The sequence below is a fragment of the Propionivibrio sp. genome, from assembly GCF_047602565.1.
In the GTDB taxonomy this organism is placed as follows: Bacteria; Pseudomonadota; Gammaproteobacteria; order Burkholderiales; family Rhodocyclaceae; genus Propionivibrio.
Genome location: NZ_JASGGX010000001.1, coordinates 2,165,478 through 2,189,811, shown reverse-complemented (window position 1 = coordinate 2,189,811; position 24,334 = coordinate 2,165,478). Strand labels below are relative to the sequence as shown.

Sequence of the window (24,334 nt, the reverse complement as noted above, 5' to 3'; positions counted from 1 at the left end):
CACCCCGTTCAGCGATCCGCCAGCGCCAGGTTGATCCCGAGGCCGGCGAAGACGGCGGCGAATCCCCGGCGCATCCAGTCCTGCACCCGCGGCGAGCCGAGGACGGCCCGCTGTGCCGCGTGCGCGAGCAGGCCGTAGAAAATGAAGACGACCAGCGTCATGGCCATGAACACGGCGCTGAGCGCCAGCATCTGCGGCAAAGGGGAAGCCGTCCCCGCGGGGATGAACTGCGGCAGGTAGGCCAGGAAGAAGATCGTCAGCTTCGGGTTGAGCACGTTCATCAGCACCGCGCGCCACACGATACGCCCGGCGCTTCCCGCATCCTCCGGCCTGTCCAGCGACAGGCCGCCGCGCTCGCGCCAGGTCGTCCAGGCCAGATACAGCATGTAGGCGGCGCCGGCCAGCTTGAACAGGTGGAAGGCGATGGCGCTGACGTGCAGCAGCGCGGCCAGCCCCAGCACGCTGGCCAGCAGGTGCGGCAGGATGCCCAGCGTGCAGCCGAGGGCCGCGTACAGGCTGGCGCGCCTGCCGAGGAACAGCCCGGCCGAGACGGTGAACAGCACGCCGGTGCCGGGAATCAGCACGACGACCAGCGAGGTGAGCAGGAATTCGGCGCTCACGCCGGCTCCGCCCGCTTGATGGCGATGCTGCCGTAGCCCTGGCAGGTCGGCATCAGTTCGAGGTGGGTGATGTTGACGTGCGGCGGCAGCGTGGCGATCCAGTAGGCGGTTTCGGCGATGTCGTCGGCGGTCAGCGGCACGGTGCCGGCATAGACCTTGGCGGCGGCCGCGTCGTCGCCGCGGAAGCGCACGTTGGAGAACTCGGTGCCGCCGCACAGCCCCGGCGCGATGTTGGTCGCGCGCACGCCGGTGCCGGCGAGGTCGGCGCGCAGGTTGCGGGTGAACTGCTCGACGAAGGCCTTCGTCGCGCCGTAGACGTTGCCGCCGGGGTAGGCCGTGTTGCCGGCGATCGAGCCGATGTTGACGATCAGCCCGCGGTCGCGCGCGACCATCCCCGGCAGCAGAGCGTGCGTGACGGTGACGAGGCCCTTGGCGTTGGTGTCGATCATCGTCGTCCATTCGGCGAGCGAGCACTGCTGGGCGGGCTCGGTGCCGAGCGCCAGGCCGGCGTTGTTGACCAGCACGTCAATGGGAGTCCACGCCGCCGGCAGTTGCGCCAGCCCGCCTTCGACCGACGCCGGGTCGGTGACGTCCATGGCGACCGGCAGCAGCGCCTCGCCGAGCTCCTCGCGCAGCTTCGCCAGACGGTCCGCGCGGCGCGCCGCGGCGATCACCCGATGGCCGCCGGCCACGAACCGGCGGGCCATGGCCTCGCCGAAACCGGCGCTGGCGCCGGTAATCAGAACGATCATGTGCTTCTCCTTCGCGAAAAACGCCAGTGTACTCCGGGGCCGGGGCGATTCCTTCCGGTGACCGGCTTATCAAGGCCTTCCGGGCGTTTTCGGGCCATTCGAGGAGGTACAATCGAAGCGGAAATCCATGGTCAACGTCGCAGGCAAACCCCAGGAATCGCAGGTCGAAAAATGCGCAGGCAAAACCCCAAGCACGAACAATTGATCCAGCATTTCAAGCCCGTCGAGATGCCGGATCTCGTTGACGCCGTCGTCGAGCAGATCAGGGATCTGGTGGACGCGGGCCTGCTGAAGCCCGGCGATCGCCTGCCCTCCGAAAAACTGCTGGAAGAAAAGCTGGAGATTCCGCGCTGGTCGATCAACAAGGCGTTGCGGCGACTCGAAACCTACGGCATCGTGAAGACCGTTCCGCAGAGCGGGACCTATGTCGCCAACCTGGGCGTCGAGATGCTGCGCGGATTGCTGTCCAACGTGATCCGGATCGACAACCGGAATTTCGACGACCTGGCGGACGTCCGTTCCGTGCTCGAAGCGTACGCGGCCGAACTGGTGATCGAGAACGCGACCGACCGCGAAATCCAGGAATTGCAGGCGTTACACGAGGACATCTACGGAAAGATGAAGTCCGGCCCCGGTCCGCACGCGGTGGACCCGATATTCCATCTGAAACTCGCGGAGTTGTCCGGAAACTCGGCGCTCAAGTCGGTGATCACCCTGCTGATCTCGGAAATGATGCAGTTCAGGGAGTCCTTCGAGGCCAACGTCGACAAGGGCGTCTACCATGAACGGCTGCTCAACGCCGAGGAAGAGCACGCGCGGATTCTCGAGGCCATCAGGCAGCGCAATGTGGCGGGCGCGCGGGAGAAAACCCTGTCGCACTTCCAGGCCACCAAGAGTTTCCGCAAGCGCTGATCCGAGGCCGTCCGGCTCGTGTCTTTACCCGCCATGCCAGAGAAAACACCGGCTACCGGATTGCCGGGCTTCATGTCCATGATCAAGCCGGCCGGGGCGCAGTGCAACATGGAATGCGCCTATTGCTACTACCTGCACAAAAAGGACGGCCTGGGCCAGCCGGAACGACCGCGCATGAGCGAGCGGGTCCTGGAGGAATACATTCGCCAGACGATCGCGGCGCACACGGGTCCGGAGGTCGTCTTTTCCTGGCAGGGCGGCGAGCCGACGATCATGGGCACGGCCTTTTTCGAGCGCGTCGTGGAGCTGCAGGAGAAATACAAGAAGCCGGGGCAGGCGGTCGAGAACGACCTGCAGACCAACGGCGTGCTGCTGGACGAAGCGTGGTGCGCCTTTCTGAAGGCGCACCGCTTCCTGGTCGGAATCTCCATCGACGGGCCGCGCGAACTGCACGACGCCTGCCGGTACAGCGCGGGAAGGAAACCGACCTTCGACAGGGTGATGCGCTCGGTCGAGCTGCTGCGCCGGTTCGAGATTCCCTTCTGCTCGCTTTCCGTGGTCAATCGGGTCAATGCGACACGGGCGCTGGAGGTGTACCGGTTTCTGCGGGACGAGGTTCGCCCCCGGATGATTCAGTTCATTCCCTGCGTCGAACCGGCGGGCTTCGAGCAGGCCGTCCACGGCGATCACGCCGGCGGCGGGAAGCAAGCGCCGAGCCGGCTGGCGGTCACCGAGTGGTCGGTGCTGCCCGAGGATTGGGGGTGGTTCCTGTGCCGAATCTGGGACGAGTGGATGCGCCGGGATTTCGGCCGGGTGTTCGTCGATCAGTTCGAGAACGTCATTTCCATGATGTTCGGCCACGGCGCGATGAAATGCGTCAATGGGCAGTATTGCGGGCATGCGGTGATGCTGGAGCACAACGGGGACATGTACAGCTGCGACCACTTCGGCTATGCGGATTTCCTGCTGGGAAACATCCTGCGCACCGATGCCGCCGAGCTCGTGAACTCGGAGCGGCAAAGGCGATTCGGCCTGGCCAAGAGTTCGACCCTGCCCGCGTACTGCAAGGCTTGCGCTTACCTGCGCCTGTGCTGGGGCGAATGCCCGAAGAACCGGTTTGCCCGCGCGCCGACGGGGGAGCCGGGGCTCAATTATCTGTGCCCCGGCATGAAGCTCTTTTATGCGAAGGCGACCGGTTCCTGTCGAAAACTGGAAAGTCGTCTGTTCCGGTAGGGGAACGTCTGCTCAGCCGAGTATGCCGGACGCGGCCAGCGTCATGATCACCACCTGCAGGACGCACAGCGACGCATAAATCCTGTCCTTCCGCCGCAGGAACACGCAGGACACGGCGAGCAGGCAGGGTGCGGAACAGCTGGCCAGGATGGCGATTCCGGTCAGGCTGGCCAACTCGCCGCACGTGGCGTGGCGCAGCCACTCCCAGCCGATCGGCGTGTTGGTGCGCTCGAGAAAGGTGTCGAGCGGGTAGCCCCAGTAAAGGCTCAGGTGTTCCGGCGCGACGCGGCTGGGCAGCGCCTTGGAGAGATAGGCGTAAAAGGAAGCGACCAGGAAAACGAACGACAGCCGCGATCCCCAGAAAAGAAGCGAGGCATAGCGCTGATGCAGCGACGCATCGAGGCGTGTGGCCGCGTCGTCCGCGTTCATGCTTCCAGCCCCTTGAGCAGGGAGCGTATTCCCGAGAAAAACAGCATGACCAGCACCAGCCGCCGCACGCTGGACGGTTTCATCACTCCGAGCAGCCTGGCGCCGATGTGCGCGCCGAGCATCATTCCCACGATCGACGGCACCGCGATGATGGCCAGCACCGCGCCCCGGTTCAGATAGATCCACGCCGCCGTCGAGTCGACCAGCGACAGGATGAAGCTCGACGTGCCGGCGGCGACCTTGAGCGGTATGCCCATGAGCAGATTGAGGACGGGCACGTTGGCCCAGCCCGCACCCATGCCGAAGAAGCCTGCCAGGAAGCCGATGCCGGCGAACAGGACGAGCCCGGAAATCGTCCGCGTGGCCCGCCAGGGCAGCAGGGTGCCGGTGGAGCGGTCGTGGTAGATGCCGTTGAGCGACAGCGCTGAGGCCAGCGCGTCGGCGTCCTGCGGCACGGCCGGCCGATCCGGGTTGCCGAGCAGCATGAGGCCGGCGACGCCGAGGATGACGACGCCCAGGGCGATCTGCACGGTCAACGTGGCGAGCGCGAGGCTGGCCAGGGCGCCGAGTATGGAACTGGTCGAAGCCACCAGCGCCAGGGGGAGCGACAGGCGCAGATGCGCCATGCCCCCGCGCAGCAGCGACGGCCCGGCGGCCAGCGCGCTGGCGAGCGCGACCAGCAGGCCCGCGCCGCGCACGAAATCCAGATGGAACGGGAAAAAGGCCGAGACGAGCGGCACGTAGAGCACGCCGCCGCCGATCCCCGCCGGGATAGCGACGATACCCATCAGGAAGCAGGCCAGCAGAAGCAGCAGGGGCCATATCCACCAGGCCGTCGCGGCGTCCGAAAAAATGGCGGTCAGGGTCGTCATGGCGGTGTTTCGGAGAGTGGGGGCCGATGCTTGTAGCCTCGCGCGGCGGGCGCGGGAGGCATGCGGTTACGCCATTTTCATCGGCAGCGGCAGATTGGGCGCGAGCCTGATCATCTCGCGGCTCAATTCCCAGAGCAGTTCTGCGCGCAGCGCCTTTTTTTCCTCGAAAAGGTTGCGCGTTTCCCACGGGTCTTCCGCCAGATCGTAAAGCTCGCCCCACGGCGTCCCCTGGTAAACGGAGAGGCGCCAGCGATCCGTGACGAGCGTCCTGACCCGGGGCGGATCGGGCAGGCCGGGAACGCTGCGGTGGCATTCCTCCTCGATCAGGACGCCGGGATACTCTGTGAAGCCGCCCCGGCCGCCGATCAGGGGCATCAGCGATCGCCCTTGTATGCCGTTGAAAGGCTGCACGCCCGCGCGATCGAGGATGGTCGGGGCGACGTCCATGGCCGAAGCCAGCGAACCGCAGCGCCGCCCGGCGTTCCCGTACAGGGGATCGCGCCATATGAACGGCATGCGGATGACGCTCTGATAATGCAGCGGTCCCTTGAACAGCAGGCCGTGGTCCCCCATGAAGTCGCCGTGGTCGCTCATGAAGATCACTACCGTGTCGTCCAGCAGGCCGAGGTCGCGCAGGGAAGACATGATCCGCCCCACTGCGTCGTCGATCATGGCAATGGCGCCGTAGTTGAACGCGATGGCCTGGCGGGCCTCCGCCTCGTCGACGGCGATGACCCGCGATCCGGTGGTTTTCCTCGCCCCCTTGAGCAATTCCTCGTGGATGGCGCGCTTGTGCGGCGGGGCCAGATTCAGCGGGCAATGGAAGGACGGCGGCAGGGCCACGTCGTCCGGCGCATACGCGGACCAGTACGGGTCCGGCGGGGTGAAGGGATGATGCGGGTCCGGAAACGAGCATTGCAGGAAAAACGGCGCGCGCCGGTCGTGATCGCGCTGCGCGTGGGTCCGCAGCCACTGTATCGTGGTGTCGGCGACGAACGCCGTCGGATAGTGCTCGGCATCCAGGGAGCTGCGCCATGCCTGCGGCGCCACGATCGAAGCGCCTTCCGCGTCCGGTCCGGCGGGGCGTTCCGCGCGCGCTAGCCGGACGCCGCTTGCCTCCAGCCAGCGCGCGAAACTGCCGCCGACCTGATCGCCGTGCTCCAGGCACAGCGCCGCCTCCTCGAACCCGTAGTACGGCAGGCGCACCTTGAACGCCGGGTCGCGCCAGGACAGCGGGGATTCGTTGCCGTATCCGGGGCCGTCGCGCAGATCGAAATCCCCCTGCCGCGTCCGCGGAATGGCGTCCTGTCCCGGCATCGCGGCGGGCTCGGCCTCGGTCATGTTCTGGAAATGCGCCTTGCCGATCAGCGCCGTCTGATAGCCGGATTCCCGCAGGGCTTCGACGAACGATCGCGTCGATAGCGGCAGGGGCACGCCGTTCATCCGCACGTCGGCCGCGCTCGGCATACGCCCGGTCATGATCGCCGCGCGATTGGGCATGCAGACCGGCGAGGCGACGTAGAACCGGTCGAAGGCCATGCCGTCGCGGGCCAGCGCGTCGATGCACGGCGTCCGCAGCAGCGCGTTCCCGTACGCGCCGAGGTGGTCGGCCCGCTGCTGATCGGTCATGATCAGCAGGAAGTTGGGACGGCGCCCGGCGGGCGAAACCAGGGAAGCGTTCGGGACCGACGTCATTTGGCCAGGCCGAGCTCTTCCACCAGCTTCTGGTAGCGCGTCGAATCGTCCTTCAGCAGCTTCGCCATCGATGGCGGATCGCTGGTGCGCACTTCTGCGCTGAGGTTGGTGAACTGCGCCTTCACCGCCGGCAGTTCGAGCGTTTCGCGCAGCACCTCGTTCAGCCGCGCAACGAGGGCGGCCGGCACGTCCTTCGGCCCGAGCAGCGCGTACCAGGCGTCCGATTCGAGGTTGGGATAGCCGGCCTCGGCCAGCGTCGGCACGTCCGGGGTGATGCCGGAGCGGCTCTTCGCCGTGACCGCCAGGCCGAGCAGCGCGCCCGACTTGACGTGCGGGACCGCCGGCGGCATGCCCGCGAAGAACAGCTGCACCTCGTTGCCGAGTACGGCGGTGGTCGACGCCGCGCCGCTCTTGTACGGGATGTGGTTCAGCTTGATGCCGCTCGATTGCGCGAACAGGACCGTCGCCAGATGGTTCAGCGAGCCGATGCCGGGCGAGGAATAGGCCAGCCCGTTCGGCTTGCTCTTCGCCAGCGCGACGAGCTCGGCCATGCTCTTCGGCCCGAGGGTGGGATTCACCACGACGATCATCGGCACCGAGGCGATCTGGCCGATCGCCGTGAAGTCGGCGGCCGGATCGAACTGATGGGGCTTCTTCATCCAGGGCACGATGGTCATGTTGACCGTCGCCATCAGCAGCGTGCGGCCGTCCGGCTTGGCTTTGGCGACGGCGAGCGCGCCGATGTTGCCGCCGGCGCCGGGCCGGTTCTCGACGATCACCGGCTGCCCGAGCCGTTCGGACATCGGCGCGGTGAGGATGCGCGCCAGCACGTCCGGCGCCGAGCCGGGATCGGACGGCACGACGATCGTCACCGGGCCGCTGACCGCCTGCGCCGAGGCGCCGGGCGAGGCCAGCGCCGCCAGCAGGAACAGCGCGCCGAGCAGCAGGCCTGTCCCGACGCGATTGATGGATCGATTTCCGCACGTGCACGCTGTTTTCATGGCGCATTCCCTCCCGGTTGGATGAGTACGGCTGCCGCTAGTCGACGAAGATCTCGGACCTTCGATTGCGTATTTTCGGCAAGGCGGTCAATACGATCGCCACGGCGGCGGCGGCGAGCAGTGCCGCGCTGATGGGCCGCGTGAGGAAGATCGACGGATCGCCCTGCGACAAGGCCATCGCACGCCGCAGGTATTCCTCCATCATCGGCCCGACGATGACGCCGAACAGCATCGGCGCCAGCTCGCAGCCGAGTTCGACGAGCACGTAGCCAAGTACGCCGAACGCGGCCAGGATCAGGACGTCCGTGGTTTTCAGACCGATCGAGTACGACCCCACGCAAGAGATGGCGATGATCGACGGGTAGAGTGCGCGGTACGGCACTTCCGCGATCTTCGCCCAGATGCCGACGAGCGGCAGGTTCAGGACGAGTAGCAGGAGATTGCCGATCCACATCGAGGTGACGAGGCCCCAGAAGAGCACCTGCTGATCGGTCATGATCCGGGGGCCGGGCGCGATCCCGTGGATGAGCAGCGCGCCCATGGTCATGGCCATGACCGGGTTCGAGGGAATGCCGAGCGTGAGCATCGGGATGAAGGAGGTCTGCGCCGCCGCGTTGTTGGCGGCTTCCGGCGCGGCGACGCCTTCCAGAGCGCCCTTGCCGAATTTCTCCGGCGTCCTGGATACCGCCTTTTCGAGCGCGTAGGAGGCGAAGGAGGCGAGCACGACGCCTCCGCCGGGAAGGATGCCGAGCAGCGAGCCCAGCCCGGTCCCGCGCAGCGACGGCCAGACGATGCACCGCAGTTCGGTCCAGCCGAGCCGGAGGCTACTCAGGCGGTGCGAGCGCGTGGACATGGCGGTTTCAGGATTGCCGAGGTTCCGCGCGATCTCCGCCAGTCCGAACATGCCGATGGCGATGGGCACGAAATTTATGCCGTCGTAAAGGTCGGACAAGCCGAGCGTATAGCGCTCCACGCCGCTGGTCACGTCGGTACCGACGAGGCCGACCAGCACGCCGATCAGGGTCGTCGCCACCGCCTTGACGACCGAACCGCTCGACAGCGAGACGGAAACGATCAGTCCCAGCACCATCAGGGAGAAGTATTCCGCGGCGCCGAAATTCAGCGCGATAGCGGCCAGCGGCGGCGCCATGGCGGCTATCGCCAGCGTGGCGATGGTGCCGGCGATGAACGAACTGATGGCCGAGGTCGCCAAGGCCGCTCCCGCCTTCCCCTGTACGGCGAGCTGGTAGCCGTCCAGCGCGGTCACCACCGACGACGTTTCTCCGGGCAGGTTGATCAGGATCGAGGTGATCGATCCGCCGTACTGCGCGCCGTAGAAGATGCCCGCCAGCATGATCAGCGCGGAGAGCGGATGCAGGGAAAAGGTGACCGGCAGCAGCAGCGCGATGGTCATGGTCGGCCCGATCCCCGGCAGCACGCCGATGACCGTGCCGAGCAGCGCCCCAATGAAGCAGTAGCCGATGTTCAGCCACGAAAACGAATTGGCGAAGCCGATCGAGAGATTGGTCAGCAGGTCCATGTTCTTACCCCGGCCATTTGACGAACGGAATGGGCATGCCGAAGGCCAGCGCGAAGACGAGCCAGCAGAAGACCGCGATGAGCACGGACAGGCCCAGGGATTTCCACGCATGCCACGGACGGCTGGCGAGCGTCGAAAACCAGACGGCCGCGATCAGCGCCGGCGCGAGGCCGAAGAAGTCGACCAGCGCCGCGAAGATCAGCGGCGCGCCGACGACCATCGCGAGCGGTTTCCACTTGAACCGGGGAAGGGATCTCCCGGCGCGGTTCTTCAAGGCGCCGAGCGTCACGGCCAGCCCGAGCAGTGCCAGCAGCCCGGCGATGACGGCGGGAAAGTACCCGGGCCCCATGTCCAGCGCGGCGCCGATTTCGAGATCGCGCCCGACGGCCAGGAAACCCAGGGCGATGCCGATGAAGAGCAGTCCGGCCAGTAGATCCTTGTTCCAGATGTTGGGCGTAGTCACGTCGGCCCCCCTCGTGGTTTGTTTTCTAAATAGTTCGAACGGCCCTGCTTAAAGTAACAATCTAGTTGGCAGTATAGGCGTTTCCGATCCGGAGTCAATCGGTTTCGTTTTGCCGGCCGAAGCAAGCCCAGGGCGCGAAGCCGCGATGGACGGCGCGCGTACGAGCGTCACCGCGGCGGCCTGTCCGAGGCCGGCCGCGGGTCGATTTAAACTGTTTTCCGGAAATTCAGGGGCGACGGAATGGGCGGGGTCCGCAGCCGGATGGAGGGCGGCGTTCCCGCGCGCTCACACCGCCGATCCGAGCCCGTAGGGCGCCGGCGTCAGGTTGACGATCTTGCGGAACAGCTCCGCATATTCTCCCGCCGCGCCCTTGTAGGGATCGAAGTTGGCGCTGAACTCGGCGTCGAGCTCGCGCCAGTCGTCCTCGCCGAGCGCCCGGCGGGCCAGTGGCAGGAGTTCCCTCTCTTCAAGGTTCAGGTGCTTCCAGTTGAAATCCAGGTACTCCTGCACGAGTTCGTCGAACCCGGCGAATCCCGGCGCGCCGACGCTCTGATAGTGGATCAGCGCCTGCAGCAGCGCGTTGGTCATGCGGTAGCCGTCCTTGTGCTGCTCCTCCAGCGTGTCGATCAGCTCCGCCGCCTCCTGCGAGCGGCTGCGCAGCTTCGGGAAAAGGTAGTCGTCCTCCTTGGGGTGGTGCACCTTTTCCGGCACCTGCGTGATGTAGTCCACCATTGCGGAGAGCAGCCGGAAGTCGGGCCGCATCCGGCCCTCGCGGATGCCGTCGACGATGAAGCGCAGTGCCTGCAGCACCGACGCCAGCGCGCGGTGTTCGTCGTGGATGATGTCGATGGTTTTCATGGCCTCACCTTCCGGGCGTCTCAGTGTCCGCCGACGCCGAGCCAGCGGTCGAGCCGCTCGCGGTCCTTGCGCAGTTCCCGGCTTTCGCCGGAGTAGACGACGCGCCCGCGTTCGAGCACCAGCGCCTGGCGGGTCATGGGAAGAATCTGGTGCGCGTGCTGTTCGACGAGGATGACGCCCACATCGCCCGAGCCGACCATGCGCCCGATGATGCCGAGCAGGTCCTGCACGATCAGCGGCGCCAGCCCTTCCAGCGGCTCGTCGAGCAGCAGCAGGCGCGGGTTGAGCATCAGCGCCCGGGCGATCGCCAGCATCTGCTGCTCGCCGCCGGAAAGCTGGTTGCCCATGTTGCGTTTGCGTTCCTCCAGGCGCGGGAACATCTCGTAGACGCGCGGCAGGTTCCACGGGCCGGGCCGGGCGACGACGGTCAGGTTTTCCTCGACGGTCAGCGAGGGGAAGATGTCGCGTTCCTGCGGCACCCAGCCGAGGCCGAGGTGCGCGCGGGCGTGGCCGGGCACGGCCGCGAGGTCGCGTCCCTGGAAAACCATCCGCCCGGACTTGAAGCGCGTGGCGCCCATCAGCGTGGACAGCAGCGTCGTCTTGCCCATGCCGTTGCGCCCGAGCAGCGCGAGGCTGTCGCCCTCGTCGAGCGCGAACGAGACCTCTTCGAGTACGATGGAATCGCCGTAGCCCGACCAGACGTTTTCCACCTTGAGCAGTTCAGCCATGGATCGCCTCGCCCAGATAGACTTCCTTGACCCGCTTGTCCCTGGCGATGGCCTCCGGCGTGTCCTCGGTCAGCAGGCCGCCGTTCACCAGCACCGAGATGCGGTCCGCGAAACGGAAGACGAGATCCATGTCGTGCTCGATCAGCAGGATCGTCACGTCGCGCGGCAGCCGCGCGATGGTCTCGAACAGCTCGCGGCTCTCGCTGGTCGGCACGCCGGCCGCCGGCTCGTCGAGCAGCAGCACCTGCGGTTTGGCGGCCAGCGCCAGCGCGATCTCGATCAGGCGCTGCCGGCCGTAGGCCAGGTTGCGCGTCTTCTCGTTGGCCACGTCGGAGAGGCGCAGCGAGGCCAGCAGGTCGGCCGCCTCGTCGATCGCCGCGTCGTGCCGGCCGACGGGCCGCCACCAGTTCCAGCCGAAGCCCAGGCGTTCGCACACCGCCATGGTCACCGATTCGAGCACGGTCATGTCGGCGAACAGGCGGTTGATCTGGAAGGTGCGCGCCAGCCCGCGCTTGACGCGCTGATGCTGCGCCAGCCGCGTGACGTTGCCGCCCTTGAGGAAGACCTCGCCGGCGGTCGGTTCGAGGAAGCCGGTGAGCAGGTTGATCAGCGTCGTCTTGCCGGCGCCGTTCGGCCCGATCAGCGCGTGGCGGGCGCCGTGTTCGACGTTCAGCGTGACGTCGTTGGTGGCGGCGAAGGCGCCGAATTTCTTGCTCAGATGGCGGGTCTGCAGCACGGCGTTCATGGCTTCGCCCTCCGCGCCAGCCGCTCCCGCAGGCGCTGCGCGAGGCCCATGATGCCGTCGCGCGCGAAGAGCACGATCAGCACCAGCACCGCACCCAGCCAGAACTGCCAGTATTGCGGGTTGAGGCCGGAAAGGAGATGGTGCGCCGCCATGAACACGGCGGTGCCGATCAGCGCGCCGTAGAGGCAGCCCGTGCCGCCGAGCACCAGCATCAGCATGATCTCGGCCGAGCGGGTGAAGGACAGCACGTCGAGCGAGACGAACTGGGTGGTCTGGGTGAGCAGCGCGCCGGCCACGCCCGCGTAGGCGGCGCCCAGGGTATAGACCGCCACCAGCCGGCCATGCACCGGGGCGCCGATGGCCGGCATGCGCGCCACGTTCTGCCGGATGCCGCGCAGCGACATGCCGAACGGGCTGTGCACGATGCGCCGCGCCACCCAGAACAGCACGAACAGCACGGCCACGCTGTACCAGTAGGCCGTCTTGCCGTACAGGTCGAAGCCGAAGACGCCGAGCACCGGGGTCATCTCCACGCCCTGCAGGCCGTCGACGCCGCCGGTGAATTCGGTCGCCTTGTTGGCCGCCTCGTAGAGCATCATCGCCACGCCCAGCGTGACCATCAGCCGCGTCAGGTCCGTGCCGCGCAGCACCAGGAAGCTGGTGAGGAAACCCACCACGCCCGCCACCAGCGCGCTGAACGCCAGCCCCAGCAGCGGATCGCCGAAACCGTACTTGGACAGCAGCCCGGCGGCGTAGGCGCCGAGTCCGAAGAACGCGGCATGCCCGAGCGAGACGATGCCGGCGTAGCCGAGGATGAGGTCCACCGACAGCGCGAACAACGCCGTGATGGCGATCTGCGAGAGCAGGGCCAGGCTCTTGGGAAACAGGAAGTAGGCCAGCAGCGGAATCAGCCAGAAGACGATCTCGGGCGCCCGCCACGCCGCCGCTCCGCGCAGCGGCGCGAGGTCGGGAACGGTCCGGGCGGCTTCGAGGTGGTCTCGCGCCGCGAAGGGCCGCATCAGGGAATCGAACAAAGCCGGCTCTCGCACCATGCGTTCTCCGTCGTCATCGAGTCAAAGCGCGGCCGAAGAAGCCCTGCGGCCGGACGATTAGCATGACCACCATCACCGCGTAGATGACGAAGGCCCCCACCTGCGGCAGATAGTATTTCCCCGCCACGTCGAACACGCCGAGCATCAGCGCGGCCAGCAGCGAGCCCTTGATGTTGCCGCTGCCGCCGACCGCCACGACGATCAGGAAATAGACGATGTACTTGAGCGGAAAGCCCGGATCGAGCCCGAGCATCTCGATGCCGAGCGCGCCGCCCAGCCCGGCCAGCGCCGAGCCGAGCGCGAAGGTCAGGGTGAACACCCGGTCGACGTTGATCCCCAGCCCGCGCGCCACGCGCGGATTGTCCACCGAGGCCCGCAACTGCGCGCCGAAGCGCGTGCTGGCGACCAGCCATTGCGGCCCGGCGGTCAGCACCACGCCGACGACGATCAGGAACAGCCGATAGACGCCGACGTCGAGCCCCGGCAGGTTGATCTGCCCCTTCAGGAAGTCGGGCAGGACGAACGGCTGCTGCTGCGCGCCGAAGAAGTAATGCGCCGTGCTCACCGCCATGAAGGTCAGCCCGATGGAAAACAGCACCTGGTCGAGATGCGAGGCGCCGTAGAGCCGCCGGTACAGCGTGCGTTCGAGGACCACGCCGGCCAGCGCCGCCGCGGCCGCCGCGATCGGCGCGGCGAGCAGGAAGGGCGTACCGGCGCGCGAAAGCAGCAGCGCGCAGACGTAGCCGCCCAGCATCGCCAGTGCGCCGTGCGCGAGATTAACGAAGTTCATCAACCCCAGCGTCACCGACAGGCCGACGCTGATCAGGAACAGCAGCATGCCCTCCGCCAGTCCGTCGAACAGGATGGTCATGATTTGAATTCCCCCGCCGAAGTTGCCCGTGATCCGGAAAAGACCTTGCCCGATCCATCGTCATTCCGGCGCCAGCCGGAATCCAGCAAGGGCGGTTGCGCGCCCCCTGGGCCCCGGCTTCCGCCGGGGCGACGCCCTCTGACTCCTGCGCGTCAGATCATTTTCGTCATTGCTTGCCCGGGTCTTTGACTTCGTTAACCTGGTCGAATTCCACGTTCTGCAGCTTGCCGTCAACTTTCTCCACCTTGCGCACGTACACCGTCTGCACGATGTCGCGCGTCGCCGGATCGATCATCACCGGGCCGCGCGGGCTCGTCCACTTCATGCCCTTCACCGCCTCGATGAACTTGTCCGCGTCGGCATTGCCGCCGGTCTTCTTCAGCGCCTCGGCGATCAGGTGCATGCCGTCGTACGCGCCGACGGCCATGAAGTTCGGGCGGTCCTTCGGGTAGGCCTTGTAATAAGCCTTGGTGAACGCCTCGTTCTCCGGCGACTTGTGCGCTTCGGCATAGTGGAAGGAATTGATCACACCGAGCGCCGCGTCGCCGATCGCGTCGAGCACGTCCTCGTCGAGCAGGTCGCCGGTGGCGATCAGCTTGATCCCCGCCTGCGAGAGCCCGCGCTCCTGGAAGCCCTTCATGAAGGTGATGCACATCTCGCCGTTGGGCACGAACAGGAAGACCGCGTCGGGCTTGGTGTCCTTGACCTTCTGCAGGTACGGCGCGAAGTCCGGGTTGCCGACCGGCACGCGCACCTCGCCGACGATCTCGCCGCCGGCCGCGGTGAAGGACTTCTTGAACTGGCCTTCCGCGTCGTGGCCGGGACCGTAGTCGGCCACCAGCGTGAACACCTTCTTGATGTTGTTCCTGGCCGCCCAGTCGGCGATCGGCGCGGTGACCTGCGGCAGCGTCATCGAGGTGCGCACGATGTAGTTCGACTTGGTCGTGATCGCCGACGTCGCCGCGTTCATCACCACCATCGGCTTCTTCGCCTCGGTCGCCAGCGGCGCCACGGCGAAGGCCTCCGGCGTCAGGCTGAAGCCGGTCAGGATGTCCACGTTGTCCTGCACGATCAGCTCCTGCGCCCGGCGCTTGGTCGCGTCGCCCGCCGTGCCCGGCGAATCGTCCTTGAGGATGATCTGCACCTTGCGTCCCGCGATGGTGTCGCCGTTCTGCGCCAGATAAAGCTTGATGCCGTTGGTGATCTGCTTGCCATGCGAGGCGAACGGCCCGCTCATCGGCACGATCAGGCCGATCTTGAGGTCGGCGGCCAGCGCCGATCCCGACATGGCCAGGGCCAGGGCGGCCGCGGCGACGATCTTCTGCAGATGCTTCATGTTTCGCCTCCTTGATTTGGTTGCCCCGATTTGCAGACCGAGGTGCCTGGACTATGATTGGAAGGCCGCCCGGCACGGGATGCGCCGATCCGCCCAATCTTGCCTGGGGAGCATATTGCAGCGCATCGGACCGCCGAACAATCCAGCTTCGGCACTAGTAGCTATAGTGTTCTGTTATAGCCCGCCGGCCGCGGGGCATCGGGGAGAAGACAACAATGAACCTCAAGCAGCTGGAATATTTCGTGCGCGTCGCCGAGCTCGGCAGCTTCAGCAAGGCCGCCCTGATCCTCAACATTGCGCAGCCCGCGCTCTCCCGGCAGGTGCGGCTGCTGGAAACCGACCTGCACGTCACGCTGCTCACCCGCACCGGCCGCGGCGTCGTGCTCACCGAAGCCGGCAAGCGCCTGTTCGACCACAGCGTCGGCATCCTGCAGCTGGTCGCCCGCGCCACCGAGGACATCGAAGCCGCGCGCGACGTGCCCGCCGGGCGCATCGTCATCGGGCTGCCGCCGAGCATGGGGCGCGTGCTGACGCTGCCGCTCGTCGAAGGCTTCCGGCGCGCGCTGCCCAAGGCGCGGCTGGTCATCGTCGAAGGCCTCTCCGCGCACCTCACCGAATGGATCGCCACCGGCCGCGTCGACCTCGGGCTGGTGCTCAACCCCGAGCCGAACCCCGCCATCGAAGTGACGCCGCTGCTCGACGAACCGCTCGGGCTGGTCGGCCCCGCGCAGGGCGGCAAGGCCGGCAAGCCCGGAAAACAGGCGCCGATCCCCTTCGCCGAACTGATCAAATACCCGCTGGTCCTGCCCGAGCGCAGCCACGTCCTGCGCAAGCATCTGGAAACCCAGGCTGCGCAATGCTCGCTCAAGCTCGACGTCGGCCTCGAAGTGTCGAGCGTGCAGTCCATCCTCGACCTCGTCGCCGCCGGCTACGGCTACGCCGTCCTCTCGCGCACCGCGCTGCGCGCCTCCGGACGCCCGGAGGCGTTCAGCTTCCGGCCGCTGACCAAACCCGCGCTGACCAGCATGTTCTTCCTGGCCGTCTCGGCGCACAAACCCGCCACGCCGCTCGGGCGGCAGGCCTTCCGGATGCTGCAGGAACTGGTGGTGGCTACGGCGAAGCAGGACGGGGCAGTTCTTTAATGTTCGCCGGGAAGCGGGACCCATCTCTTCAAGGGGTAGGCAACGATCGGCCAGGGGCAGATAGTGTGGATACGGGCTTAAAGCGGTCGTCTGCACTGTTTTGCTATTTTTAAACATCCAAAAGACAGTGGAGCTTGTTGTCGGCAAAAAAGCATTCGCTGTTTTATACGTCATGACAGAGAATATTGCGTCATGATTCCTATTGATAGTTAGGAGCGGGCCGGTGGAATTGCGACAGATCATGATTGGGGCTTCACTTCTAGGTTTCGCATTAATTTTCCGTTTTATTGCAATTTCACATGAGCTAACTTTCGATCTCGCCTCTTATGCGAATATCTTATATACGTATTTCAAGACGCCTACCAGGGCGATTGTTTTTTGCGTTCAATTCGCGGCCATAGTTTATGGCTTAGGAAGCCTGACAATTTCCAAATTGACCGAATGGAAACCTATTGCCCTTGCCACCATTCTGTTTACGGCCGTATCAACAGCACGATATTTCTATCCAATTTATGTAGTTAGCGTTTGGGGAGACCTAGCAGTGCTGGTTGCACTTTTGTTTACCTCATTTAAACACTCAGCAATGATCGCGCTCGGCTTATTTATCGCAACGCTCCTATTGATAGTGCCCATGCCGTTATTGTGGCAGTTGGTATCGGTACTAAGGTAGAACTCCTAACATGGCGCTCAACCTCGCTCCCTTCGGTCGCTGGACGCTGCGCGATAAAGCCGCGCAGCGCCGGTTAGCTCTACGTTAGGCGGCTTATGACACTACCCGTTAGTTCAATCAAAGCAGACTTATTCTCTTGGCTCGACAACGTACTGTCTCAACCCATGCCTGCTGGCACTCAAGCATTTCACTTCAATCTCTACGAGGGCACGGACTCCGTTCACGTGCAACTCGTCGGAACCGAAGCGTTCCTGCCAGGTGAAAATCCGAGCACAGACTACTGGCCTTCCGCCGAGACGTTCTCAACGGGAGAGGAAATTTTTGAAGTTCCCTTTGCCGTGGCCGGTCCGGACTGGCAGATGTGGCTCAAGACACTGATAGATCTGGTTACCGCATACATTGCCGACGGCTCCAAGTCTGACGTGCTGCGCAGTAAGGTGGGTATTGGCATCGGCTTCGTGGATGGAGACATGCATGTGCTATGGCGGCGTGACGCCGCCTAACGCTTATAGTTCGACCTCAGCACACACGTCTGCTGCCACGCTATGAAGCTCGCAAAGCCTGTCCGTGTCACCCGAACTTTCACGCAACGCCTCGTGGGTACGCCGGAGGCAGTGTTCCCGCTGTTGTGCCCGGTTCGAGAGGCGGACTGGATACATGGCTGGGACCCCATCCTCGTCGTATCGGAGGCAGGGTGCGCGGAGGCCGATTGCGTCTTCACGACGCCGGCTTCGCCGACCGACGCCGTCTGGTACATCACGCGGTATGAACCCGAGAACGGATTCGTGGAGATACTGAAGATCACGCCGTCCGTGACCGCGTGCCGCCTCACGATCCAGCTTCGCGGCGTACCCGGCGGCTGTGAAGCGCAGGTCACCTACATGCATACGAGTCTGGGGCCGGATGGAGACGCCTTTGTCGGCGACTTCACTGAAACCTATTACGCGAAGTTCATGCAGGACTGGGAGTCGCGGATGAACCATTTTCTGCGTTCAGGTCAGGCATTGCGAGCTGATGCCTGACCTATCTTATCGGGCGGACCAGTGCCAATGGGGCCAGAAAGATTTGTATTTTTATAGCGAGACATCATCGGAGACGACATGCGCGGCCATTGCCTCTGCGGACAAGTCGAGTTTGAAATTGATGGAGAGCATTTCAAGCTCTACCAATGTCATTGCTCGCTCTGCAGAAGGCAGGGCGGCTCGCTGTCCAATGCCGCCACAATCGTTCCGAACGAAAAGTTTCGGTGGCTTCGTGGCGTTGAGTCCATTTCTTCGTGGGAGAAAGAATCAGGGTTCCGCTCTGACTTCTGTTCCATTTGCGGTTCTGCCGTACCCAATCCGCTTAGGAATCTGCCTTGCTTTTGGGTTCCTGCCGGGCTGCTCGAGGGTAACAACGAGCTGAAAATCGTTGCCCATCTGTGCGTGGCTTCCAAAGCCTCATGGGACTCTGCACCTCTTCAAGGAACATGCTATGACGAGTTGCCAGTTCTTTTCGAGTTCATCACGCTCCTGCATGCGGATGCCAAACAAACGTAAACGGACCTCTGCTTAGTTCATACGAGGCAACCCAAAACCCCATGACCGCACCGCTACTGCACATTCGCCCCGCCCTCGCAAGCGACCTGCCGGACATCGTTCGCATGCTCGCGGACGACCCGCTTGGCGCCCAACGCGAGCGTTTTATCGATCCTCTGCCTGACTCGTACCAAAGGGCATTTGAAGCCATCGAGCAGGACCGGAATAACGAGCTCGTCGTGGCCGAGGGACCGGACGGTGCGGTCGTGGCCGTCCTGCAGCTGACCTTCACGCCATACATCACCCATCAGGGCGGGTGGCGCGCGACGATTGAAGGGGTGCGGGTTGCCAGCCATTTCCGCGGCTCGGGCCTTGGCCGTGAGCTCTTTGCTTGGGCCATCTCCAGGGCACGAGAACGCGGTTGCCACCTGGTCCAGCTCACCACCGACAAGCAGCGTCCGGAAGCCAGGCGGTTCTACGAGTCGCTGGGCTTCGTCGCCTCGCACGAGGGCATGAAGCTCAAATTGCTCGTCTCGCCGCCAGACGCCGCGCCGTTGTCGCACGGCTGACCCTACGCCAGAAAAATAGGGCGTTTTGATTCCGACTGCGTGTGCGGGGCTTGGGTCCGCTCCGGCCGACGCTTCGCACGCCCATATCAAAACGCGATAGCTAGTAGTGCGCTCCATGGCTTGGACGGCCGCGTCGGCGTGTTCAGAATGGCACCGTCAACGAAACGGGGGCCGAGATGCAAACAGCGATTCCCTGCCTTTTCATGCGCGGCGGCACGTCGCGTGGGCCGTTCTTTTTCGAGGACGACCTGCCGGCGGACGTGGAGACGCGCGACCGGGTGCTGCTGGCGGCGATGGGGTCGCCCGACCGCCGGCAGATCGACGGGCTGGGTGGTGCGCATCCGCTGACCAGCAAGGTTGGCATCGTGCGCCGCAGCCGGACGGACGGCGTCGATCTCGATTTCCTCTTTGCGCAGGTGATGGTCGAGCAGGCGGTGGTGGATACCACGCCCAACTGCGGCAACATGCTGGCCGCGGTCGTGCCGTTCGCTCTGGAAACCGGGCTGGTCGAGGCGCAGGGCGAGACGACCACGCTGCGCGTGCTGACGCTGAACACCGACATGCAGTCCGACATCACCGTGCAGACGCCGGGCGGGCGCATCAGCTACGACGGCGACGCGCGCATCGACGGCGTACCGGGCACGTCGGCGCCGGTGCGCATCAGCTTCCTGGATACCGCCGGCTCGGTGTGTTCCGGGCTGCTGCCGACCGGGCGGGTGCTGGATGAGATCGAGGTCGACGGCGTCCGCGCGCTGCGGGTCACCTGCATCGACAACGGCATGCCGCTGGTCATGATGCGCGCCGCCGACCTCGGCCGCACCGGTTACGAGGGCGTGGCCGAGATGAACGCCGACGACGAGCTGAAAACGAAGCTCGAAGCCCTGCGCCTGAAGGCCGGCGTGCTGATGGGGCTGGGCGATGTGGCGAAGAAGACTTATCCGAAGATGTGCCTGATCGCGCCGCCGCGCGACGGCGGCAGCGTCGCCACGCGCTGCTTCATCCCGCACGTCTGCCACGACGCCATCGGCGTGCTGGCGGCGGTGACGGTCGGCACGGCCTGCGTGCTGGAAGGCTCGGTGACGGCCGGCATCGCCAGGCTGCCCGCCGGCAACCGCAAGGCGGTCTCGGTCGAGCATCCGACCGGGGAGTTCACCGTCGAGCTCGAGGTCGACCCGGCCAACCCGCAGAACGTGACCCGCGCCGCGCTGCTGCGCACCGCGCGCCTGCTGATGCGCGGCGAGGCGATGGTACCCGCCTCGGTCTGGAAAGGAAAATCCGCATGATCATCGATTGCCACGGCCACTACACGACGGCGCCCAAGGCGCTGGAGGACTGGCGCAACCGGCAGATCGCCGGGCTCAAGGACGCGGCGCTCGCGCCGAAGGCCGGCGACCTGCGGATCAGCGACGACGAATTGCGCGAGAGCATCGAGACCAACCAGTTGGCGAAGATGCGCGAGCGCGGCTCGGACCTCACCATCTTCTCGCCGCGCGCCAGCTTCATGGCGCACCACATCGGCGACTTCGACACCAGCGCGACGTGGGCGGCGATCTGCAACGAGCTGTGCTACCGCGTCTCGCAGCTGTTCCCGGACAACTTCATCGGCGCGGCGATGCTGCCGCAGTCGCCGGGCGTCGATCCGGCGACGTGCATTCCCGAACTGGAGAAGTGCGTCAAAGAATACGGCTTCGTCGGCATCAACCTGAATCCCGATCCGTCCGGCGGCCACTGGACCAGCCCGCCGCTTTCCGACCGGCACTGGTATCCGCTGTACGAGAAGATGGTGGAGCTGGGCATCCCGGCGATGATCCACGTCAGCACCAGTTGCAACGCCTGCTTCCACACCACCGGCGCGCACTACATCAACGCCGATACGACGGCTTTCATGCAGTGCCTGACGTCCGATCTGTTCAGGGATTTCCCGGACCTCAAGTTCGTCATCCCGCACGGCGGCGGCGCGGCGCCGTACCACTGGGGGCGCTACCGCGGGCTGGCGCAGGAGCTGAAGAAGCCGCTGCTCAAGGAACACCTGCTCAACAACGTCTTCTTCGACACCTGCGTCTACCACCAGCCGGGGATCGACCTGCTGACCAGGGTGATCCCGGTCGACAACGTGCTGTTCGCCTCGGAGATGATCGGCGCGGTGCGCGGCATCGATCCGGAGACGGGACACCACTACGACGACACCAAGCGCTACATCGAGGCCGCCGCGCTGACGGCGGAGGAGCGGCACAAGATCTACGAGGGCAACGTCCGCCGCGTCTATCCGCGGCTCGACGCGGTGCTCAAGGCGAGGGGGAAGTAAGGCATGGGCGAGGGCATGAGCATGAACGATCTGGGCATCGTCAAACGCCACGTCGAACGCGCCGACCGGGCGGCCGTGGACAAGCTGGCGCGCTTCGGCGTGGCGACGATCCACGAGGCCATGGGCCGCGTCGGCCTGATGAAACCGTATATGCGGCCGATCTATCCCGGCGCCCGGACGTGCGGCACGGCGGTCACGGTGCTGCTGCAGCCGGGCGACAACTGGATGATGCACGTCGCCGCCGAACAGTTGCGGCCGGGCGACGTGATCGTGGCCGCGTGCACCAGCGATTGCGAGGATGGCTTTTTCGGCGAGCTGCTGGCCACCTCGTTCCGCGCGCGCGGCGGCGTCGGGCTGGTGATCGACGCCGGCGTGCGCGACGTGAAGTCGCTCACCGGGATGGACTTCCCGGTGTTCTCGCGCGCGGTCAACGCCAAGGGCACGGTCAAGGCCACGCTCGGCTCGGTGAACGTGCCGGTGGTCTGCGCCGGCGCGCTGGTGCATCCGGGCGACGTGGTCGTCGCCGATGACGACGGCGTGGTCGTGGTGCCGCGCGCGATCGCCGCGCGGGCCGCCGACGCCGCCGAGGCGCGCGAGGCCGGCGAGGCGGAGAAGCGCAGCCGTTTCGCCGCCGGCGAACTCGGCCTGGACATGTACAAGATGCGCGAGGCGCTGGAAAAGGCCGGGCTGCGCTACATCGATTGACGAAAGCATCGCCCGGCGCCGCGCAACGGCGCCGGCCCGACAGGGGGGACCCAGGACATGGCTACAATCATCGGCGGCATCGGCGTTTCGCATACGCCCACCATCGGCTTCGCCTACGACACGCACAAGCAGAACGATCCGGCCTGGGCGCCGATCTTCGAGGGCTTCGAGCCGATCCGCGCGTGGCTCAAGGAGAAGCGGCCGGATGCGCTGGTCTACATCTTCAACGACCACGTGACTTCCTTCTTCTTCGATCACTATTCGGCCTTCGCGCTCGGCATCGACCAGGAATACGCGGTCGCCGACGAGGGCGGCGGCCGGCGCGAACTGCCGCCGGCGCCGGGACACCCGGAGCTGGCGCGGCACGTGGGCGTCAGCCTGATGACGGACGAGTTCGACATGTCCTTCTTCCAGGACAAGCCGCTCGACCACGGCTTCTTTTCGCCGATGTCGGTGCTGCTCGAACGCGACGGCGCGCACTGGCCGACGCGCATCGTGCCGCTGCAGGTCGGCGTGCTGCAGTTCCCGATCCCGACGGCGGCGCGCTGCTACAAGCTGGGTCAGGCGCTGCGCCGGGCCATCGAGAGCTATCCCGAGGACCTGCGCGTCGCCGTGGTCGCCACCGGCGGCCTGTCGCACCAGGTGCACGGTGAGCGCGCGGGCTTCAACAACGTGTCGTGGGACAAGCAGTTCCTCGACGCCATCACGCACGATCCGGCCGCCCTCGCGGCGATGACCCACGCCGAGTACGCCGAACTGGGCGGCCTCGAAGGCGCCGAGGTCATCATGTGGCTGATCATGCGCGGCGCGCTGTCGGCCAGCGTGAGGAAGGTGCACAGCACCTACTACCTGCCGTCGATGACCGGAATCGCCACCCTGCTGCTGGAGAACGAAGCCGCCGACGTCCCAGCCGCCAGCCATGAACGGCACCGCCAGCGCATGCAGCGGCAGTTGCAGGGCGCGGAACGGCTGACCGGCACCTACCCGTTCGATCACGCCGCCAGCCTCAAGGCGTACCGGCTGAACAGGTTCCTGCACCGCATGATCGTTCCCGAACACCGGGCGCGTTTTCTCGCAGACGAGGAAGCGGCGTTCGCCGAGGCCGGGCTGAGCGAGGAGGAACGCCAGCTCGTGCGGCAGCGCGACTGGCGGGGGATGATCCACTACGGCGTCATCTTCTTCATGCTCGAGAAACTCGGCGCGGCGGTGGGCGTCTCGAACCTGCACATCTACGCCGCCATGCGCGGCGAGCCGCTGGAGGAATTCCTGAAGACGCGCAACGCCAAGGTGATGTATTCGGTCGCCGGCGGCGCCGCCGCGAAAGGCGCGGTCTGGGATTCGGCAAAACCGGACGGCGCGGCGACGGAACAGGCCGGAATCGCTTCGCCGTCTTGATGGAGAAGGACTGACATGAGTTTCGAGAAGACTCCCGGCTGGTTCGACTGGTACGCCCATCCGTCGAAGCCGCTGTTCCGCCTGCCGCCGGGCGCGGTCGACGCGCATTGCCACGTGTTCGGGCCGGGCGAGGTGTTCCCCTACGCGCCGGAGCGCAAGTACACGCCGTGCGACGCGGGCAAGGAACAGCTCTTCGCCCTGCGCGACCATCTCGGCTTCGCGCGCAACGTGATCGTGCAGGCCACCTGCCACGGCGCCGACAACCGCGCGCTGGTCGACGCGCTGTGCGCCGCCGAGGGGCGCGCGCGCGGCGTGGCCACGGTGCGCCGCGGCGTCTCCGACGCCGAGCTGCGCGAGCTGCACGCGGCCGGCGTGCGCGGCGTGCGCTTCAATTTCGTCAAGCGGCTGGTGGACTTCACGCCCAGGGACGAGCTGCAGGAAATCGCCCGGCGCATCGCGCCGCTCGGCTGGCACGTGGTGGTCTATTTCGAGGCCGCCGACCTGCCGGAGCTGTGGGATTTCTTCACCGCGCTGCCGACTATCGTGGTCGTCGACCACATGGGCCGGCCGGACGTGAGCAAGCCGGTCGACGGGCCGGAATTCGCGCTGTTCCTCAAGCTGCTGCGCGAGCACGGCAACGTCTGGTCGAAGGTGACCTGTCCCGAGCGGCTGTCCGTCACCGGGCCCAGGGCGCTCGACGGCGAGCGCGACGCCTACCGCGACGTGGCGCCGTTCGCCCGGCGCCTCGTCGAGGAGTTCCCGGACCGCGTGCTGTGGGGCACCGACTGGCCGCACCCGAACCTCAAGGACCACATGCCGGACGACGGCCTGCTGGTTGACTTCATCCCGCGCATCGCGCCGACGCCCGAACTGCAGCGCAAGCTGCTGGTCGACAACCCGATGCGCTTGTACTGGAGCTGAGCC

27 protein-coding genes are annotated in these 24,334 nt (G+C 65.8%); 13 read left to right on the top strand and 14 right to left on the bottom strand.

Annotated features, from left to right (window positions below; translation table 11 throughout):
• Window positions 1-8 precede the first annotated feature (8 nt).
• Window positions 9-620, bottom strand: a complete 612-nt coding sequence (locus QM701_RS10220; protein ID WP_415166959.1) for a LysE family translocator — start codon at window positions 618-620, stop codon at window positions 9-11.
• Window positions 617-1,372, bottom strand: coding sequence for an SDR family NAD(P)-dependent oxidoreductase (locus QM701_RS10215; RefSeq protein WP_415166958.1), 756 nt, complete (start codon window positions 1,370-1,372; stop codon window positions 617-619). The genes QM701_RS10220 and QM701_RS10215 overlap by 4 nt, the downstream gene beginning before the upstream one ends.
• Before the next feature lie 171 nt (window positions 1,373-1,543).
• On the opposite strand from QM701_RS10215, the gene QM701_RS10210 reads away from it, so the two are divergent.
• Together QM701_RS10210 and QM701_RS10205 are read left to right on the top strand one after the other, a co-directional pair.
• Window positions 1,544-2,284, top strand: a complete 741-nt coding sequence (locus QM701_RS10210; RefSeq protein WP_415166957.1) for a FadR/GntR family transcriptional regulator — start codon at window positions 1,544-1,546, stop codon at window positions 2,282-2,284.
• A gap of 72 nt (window positions 2,285-2,356) precedes the next feature.
• Window positions 2,357-3,517, top strand: a complete 1,161-nt coding sequence (locus QM701_RS10205; RefSeq protein ID WP_415166956.1) for an anaerobic sulfatase maturase — start codon at window positions 2,357-2,359, stop codon at window positions 3,515-3,517.
• Window positions 3,518-3,529: 12 nt separating this feature from the next.
• Here QM701_RS10205 and QM701_RS10200 read toward each other — a convergent pair whose 3' ends face one another.
• From QM701_RS10200 to QM701_RS10145, 12 genes are all read right to left on the bottom strand, one after another.
• Window positions 3,530-3,946 (bottom strand): hypothetical protein, encoded by a 417-nt coding sequence (locus QM701_RS10200; protein ID WP_415166955.1) that lies wholly within the window; start codon window positions 3,944-3,946, stop codon window positions 3,530-3,532.
• The gene (locus tag QM701_RS10195; protein ID WP_415166954.1) at window positions 3,943-4,818 is read right to left on the bottom strand and encodes a sulfite exporter TauE/SafE family protein; all 876 of its coding nucleotides are present in this window, start codon (window positions 4,816-4,818) and stop codon (window positions 3,943-3,945) included. The genes QM701_RS10200 and QM701_RS10195 overlap by 4 nt, the downstream gene beginning before the upstream one ends.
• Window positions 4,819-4,884: 66 nt before the next feature.
• Window positions 4,885-6,513, bottom strand: coding sequence for a sulfatase (locus QM701_RS10190; protein ID WP_415166953.1), 1,629 nt, complete (start codon window positions 6,511-6,513; stop codon window positions 4,885-4,887).
• On the bottom strand, window positions 6,510-7,514 hold the full coding sequence (locus QM701_RS10185) for a Bug family tripartite tricarboxylate transporter substrate binding protein (protein WP_415166952.1): 1,005 nt from the start codon (window positions 7,512-7,514) through the stop codon (window positions 6,510-6,512). The genes QM701_RS10190 and QM701_RS10185 overlap by 4 nt, the downstream gene beginning before the upstream one ends.
• A gap of 37 nt (window positions 7,515-7,551) precedes the next feature.
• On the bottom strand, window positions 7,552-9,054 hold the full coding sequence (locus QM701_RS10180) for a tripartite tricarboxylate transporter permease (RefSeq protein ID WP_415166951.1): 1,503 nt from the start codon (window positions 9,052-9,054) through the stop codon (window positions 7,552-7,554).
• Between the two features lie 4 nt (window positions 9,055-9,058).
• Complete coding sequence (locus QM701_RS10175; protein WP_415166950.1) at window positions 9,059-9,517, bottom strand: tripartite tricarboxylate transporter TctB family protein; 459 nt, start codon at window positions 9,515-9,517, stop codon at window positions 9,059-9,061.
• Window positions 9,518-9,802: 285 nt separating this feature from the next.
• On the bottom strand, window positions 9,803-10,375 hold the full coding sequence (locus QM701_RS10170) for a hemerythrin domain-containing protein (RefSeq protein WP_415166949.1): 573 nt from the start codon (window positions 10,373-10,375) through the stop codon (window positions 9,803-9,805).
• 20 nt (window positions 10,376-10,395) lie between these two features.
• Window positions 10,396-11,103 carry an ABC transporter ATP-binding protein gene (locus QM701_RS10165; protein WP_415166948.1) on the bottom strand — a complete coding sequence of 236 codons (708 nt, stop codon included), beginning with the start codon at window positions 11,101-11,103 and terminating at the stop codon, window positions 10,396-10,398.
• A complete protein-coding gene (locus QM701_RS10160) occupies window positions 11,096-11,848 on the bottom strand; it encodes an ABC transporter ATP-binding protein (RefSeq protein WP_415166947.1) in 753 nt (250 codons plus the stop codon). Before QM701_RS10160 ends, QM701_RS10165 begins: the two co-directional genes overlap by 8 nt.
• Window positions 11,845-12,900: a branched-chain amino acid ABC transporter permease gene (locus QM701_RS10155; protein ID WP_415166946.1), complete on the bottom strand. Its 1,056-nt coding sequence runs from the start codon at window positions 12,898-12,900 to the stop codon at window positions 11,845-11,847. The genes QM701_RS10160 and QM701_RS10155 overlap by 4 nt, the downstream gene beginning before the upstream one ends.
• 13 nt (window positions 12,901-12,913) lie before the next feature.
• Window positions 12,914-13,771, bottom strand: a complete 858-nt coding sequence (locus QM701_RS10150; protein ID WP_415166945.1) for a branched-chain amino acid ABC transporter permease — start codon at window positions 13,769-13,771, stop codon at window positions 12,914-12,916.
• Between the two features lie 166 nt (window positions 13,772-13,937).
• On the bottom strand, window positions 13,938-15,107 hold the full coding sequence (locus QM701_RS10145; RefSeq protein WP_415166944.1) for an ABC transporter substrate-binding protein: 1,170 nt from the start codon (window positions 15,105-15,107) through the stop codon (window positions 13,938-13,940).
• Between the two features lie 215 nt (window positions 15,108-15,322).
• On the opposite strand from QM701_RS10145, the gene QM701_RS10140 reads away from it, so the two are divergent.
• The 11 genes from QM701_RS10140 (at window position 15,323) to QM701_RS10090 (ending at window position 24,331) form a co-directional block, all read left to right on the top strand.
• Window positions 15,323-16,249 (top strand): LysR family transcriptional regulator, encoded by a 927-nt coding sequence (locus tag QM701_RS10140; protein ID WP_415166943.1) that lies wholly within the window; start codon window positions 15,323-15,325, stop codon window positions 16,247-16,249.
• Between the two features lie 223 nt (window positions 16,250-16,472).
• Window positions 16,473-16,919, top strand: a complete 447-nt coding sequence (locus QM701_RS10135) for a hypothetical protein (protein WP_415166942.1) — start codon at window positions 16,473-16,475, stop codon at window positions 16,917-16,919.
• 224 nt (window positions 16,920-17,143) lie between these two features.
• Window positions 17,144-17,422 carry a hypothetical protein gene (locus QM701_RS10130; RefSeq protein ID WP_415166941.1) on the top strand — a complete coding sequence of 93 codons (279 nt, stop codon included), beginning with the start codon at window positions 17,144-17,146 and terminating at the stop codon, window positions 17,420-17,422.
• A gap of 111 nt (window positions 17,423-17,533) precedes the next feature.
• Window positions 17,534-17,941, top strand: coding sequence for a hypothetical protein (locus tag QM701_RS10125; protein WP_415166940.1), 408 nt, complete (start codon window positions 17,534-17,536; stop codon window positions 17,939-17,941).
• Window positions 17,942-18,019: 78 nt separating this feature from the next.
• Window positions 18,020-18,457, top strand: coding sequence for a GFA family protein (locus tag QM701_RS10120; protein WP_415166939.1), 438 nt, complete (start codon window positions 18,020-18,022; stop codon window positions 18,455-18,457).
• A 41-nt stretch (window positions 18,458-18,498) separates the two neighbouring features.
• Complete coding sequence (locus tag QM701_RS10115) at window positions 18,499-19,005, top strand: GNAT family N-acetyltransferase (RefSeq protein ID WP_415166938.1); 507 nt, start codon at window positions 18,499-18,501, stop codon at window positions 19,003-19,005.
• Window positions 19,006-19,181: 176 nt separating this feature from the next.
• Window positions 19,182-20,288 carry a 4-oxalomesaconate tautomerase gene (locus tag QM701_RS10110; RefSeq protein WP_415166937.1) on the top strand — a complete coding sequence of 369 codons (1,107 nt, stop codon included), beginning with the start codon at window positions 19,182-19,184 and terminating at the stop codon, window positions 20,286-20,288.
• Window positions 20,285-21,310 carry an amidohydrolase family protein gene (locus QM701_RS10105; RefSeq protein ID WP_415166936.1) on the top strand — a complete coding sequence of 342 codons (1,026 nt, stop codon included), beginning with the start codon at window positions 20,285-20,287 and terminating at the stop codon, window positions 21,308-21,310. Before QM701_RS10110 ends, QM701_RS10105 begins: the two co-directional genes overlap by 4 nt.
• 15 nt (window positions 21,311-21,325) lie before the next feature.
• Window positions 21,326-22,015, top strand: a complete 690-nt coding sequence (gene ligK, locus QM701_RS10100) for a 4-carboxy-4-hydroxy-2-oxoadipate aldolase/oxaloacetate decarboxylase (protein ID WP_415166935.1) — start codon at window positions 21,326-21,328, stop codon at window positions 22,013-22,015.
• A gap of 57 nt (window positions 22,016-22,072) precedes the next feature.
• The gene (locus QM701_RS10095) at window positions 22,073-23,410 is read left to right on the top strand and encodes a gallate dioxygenase (RefSeq protein ID WP_415166934.1); all 1,338 of its coding nucleotides are present in this window, start codon (window positions 22,073-22,075) and stop codon (window positions 23,408-23,410) included.
• A 15-nt stretch (window positions 23,411-23,425) separates the two neighbouring features.
• Window positions 23,426-24,331, top strand: a complete 906-nt coding sequence (locus QM701_RS10090; protein WP_415166933.1) for an amidohydrolase family protein — start codon at window positions 23,426-23,428, stop codon at window positions 24,329-24,331.
• Window positions 24,332-24,334: the final 3 nt, after the last annotated feature.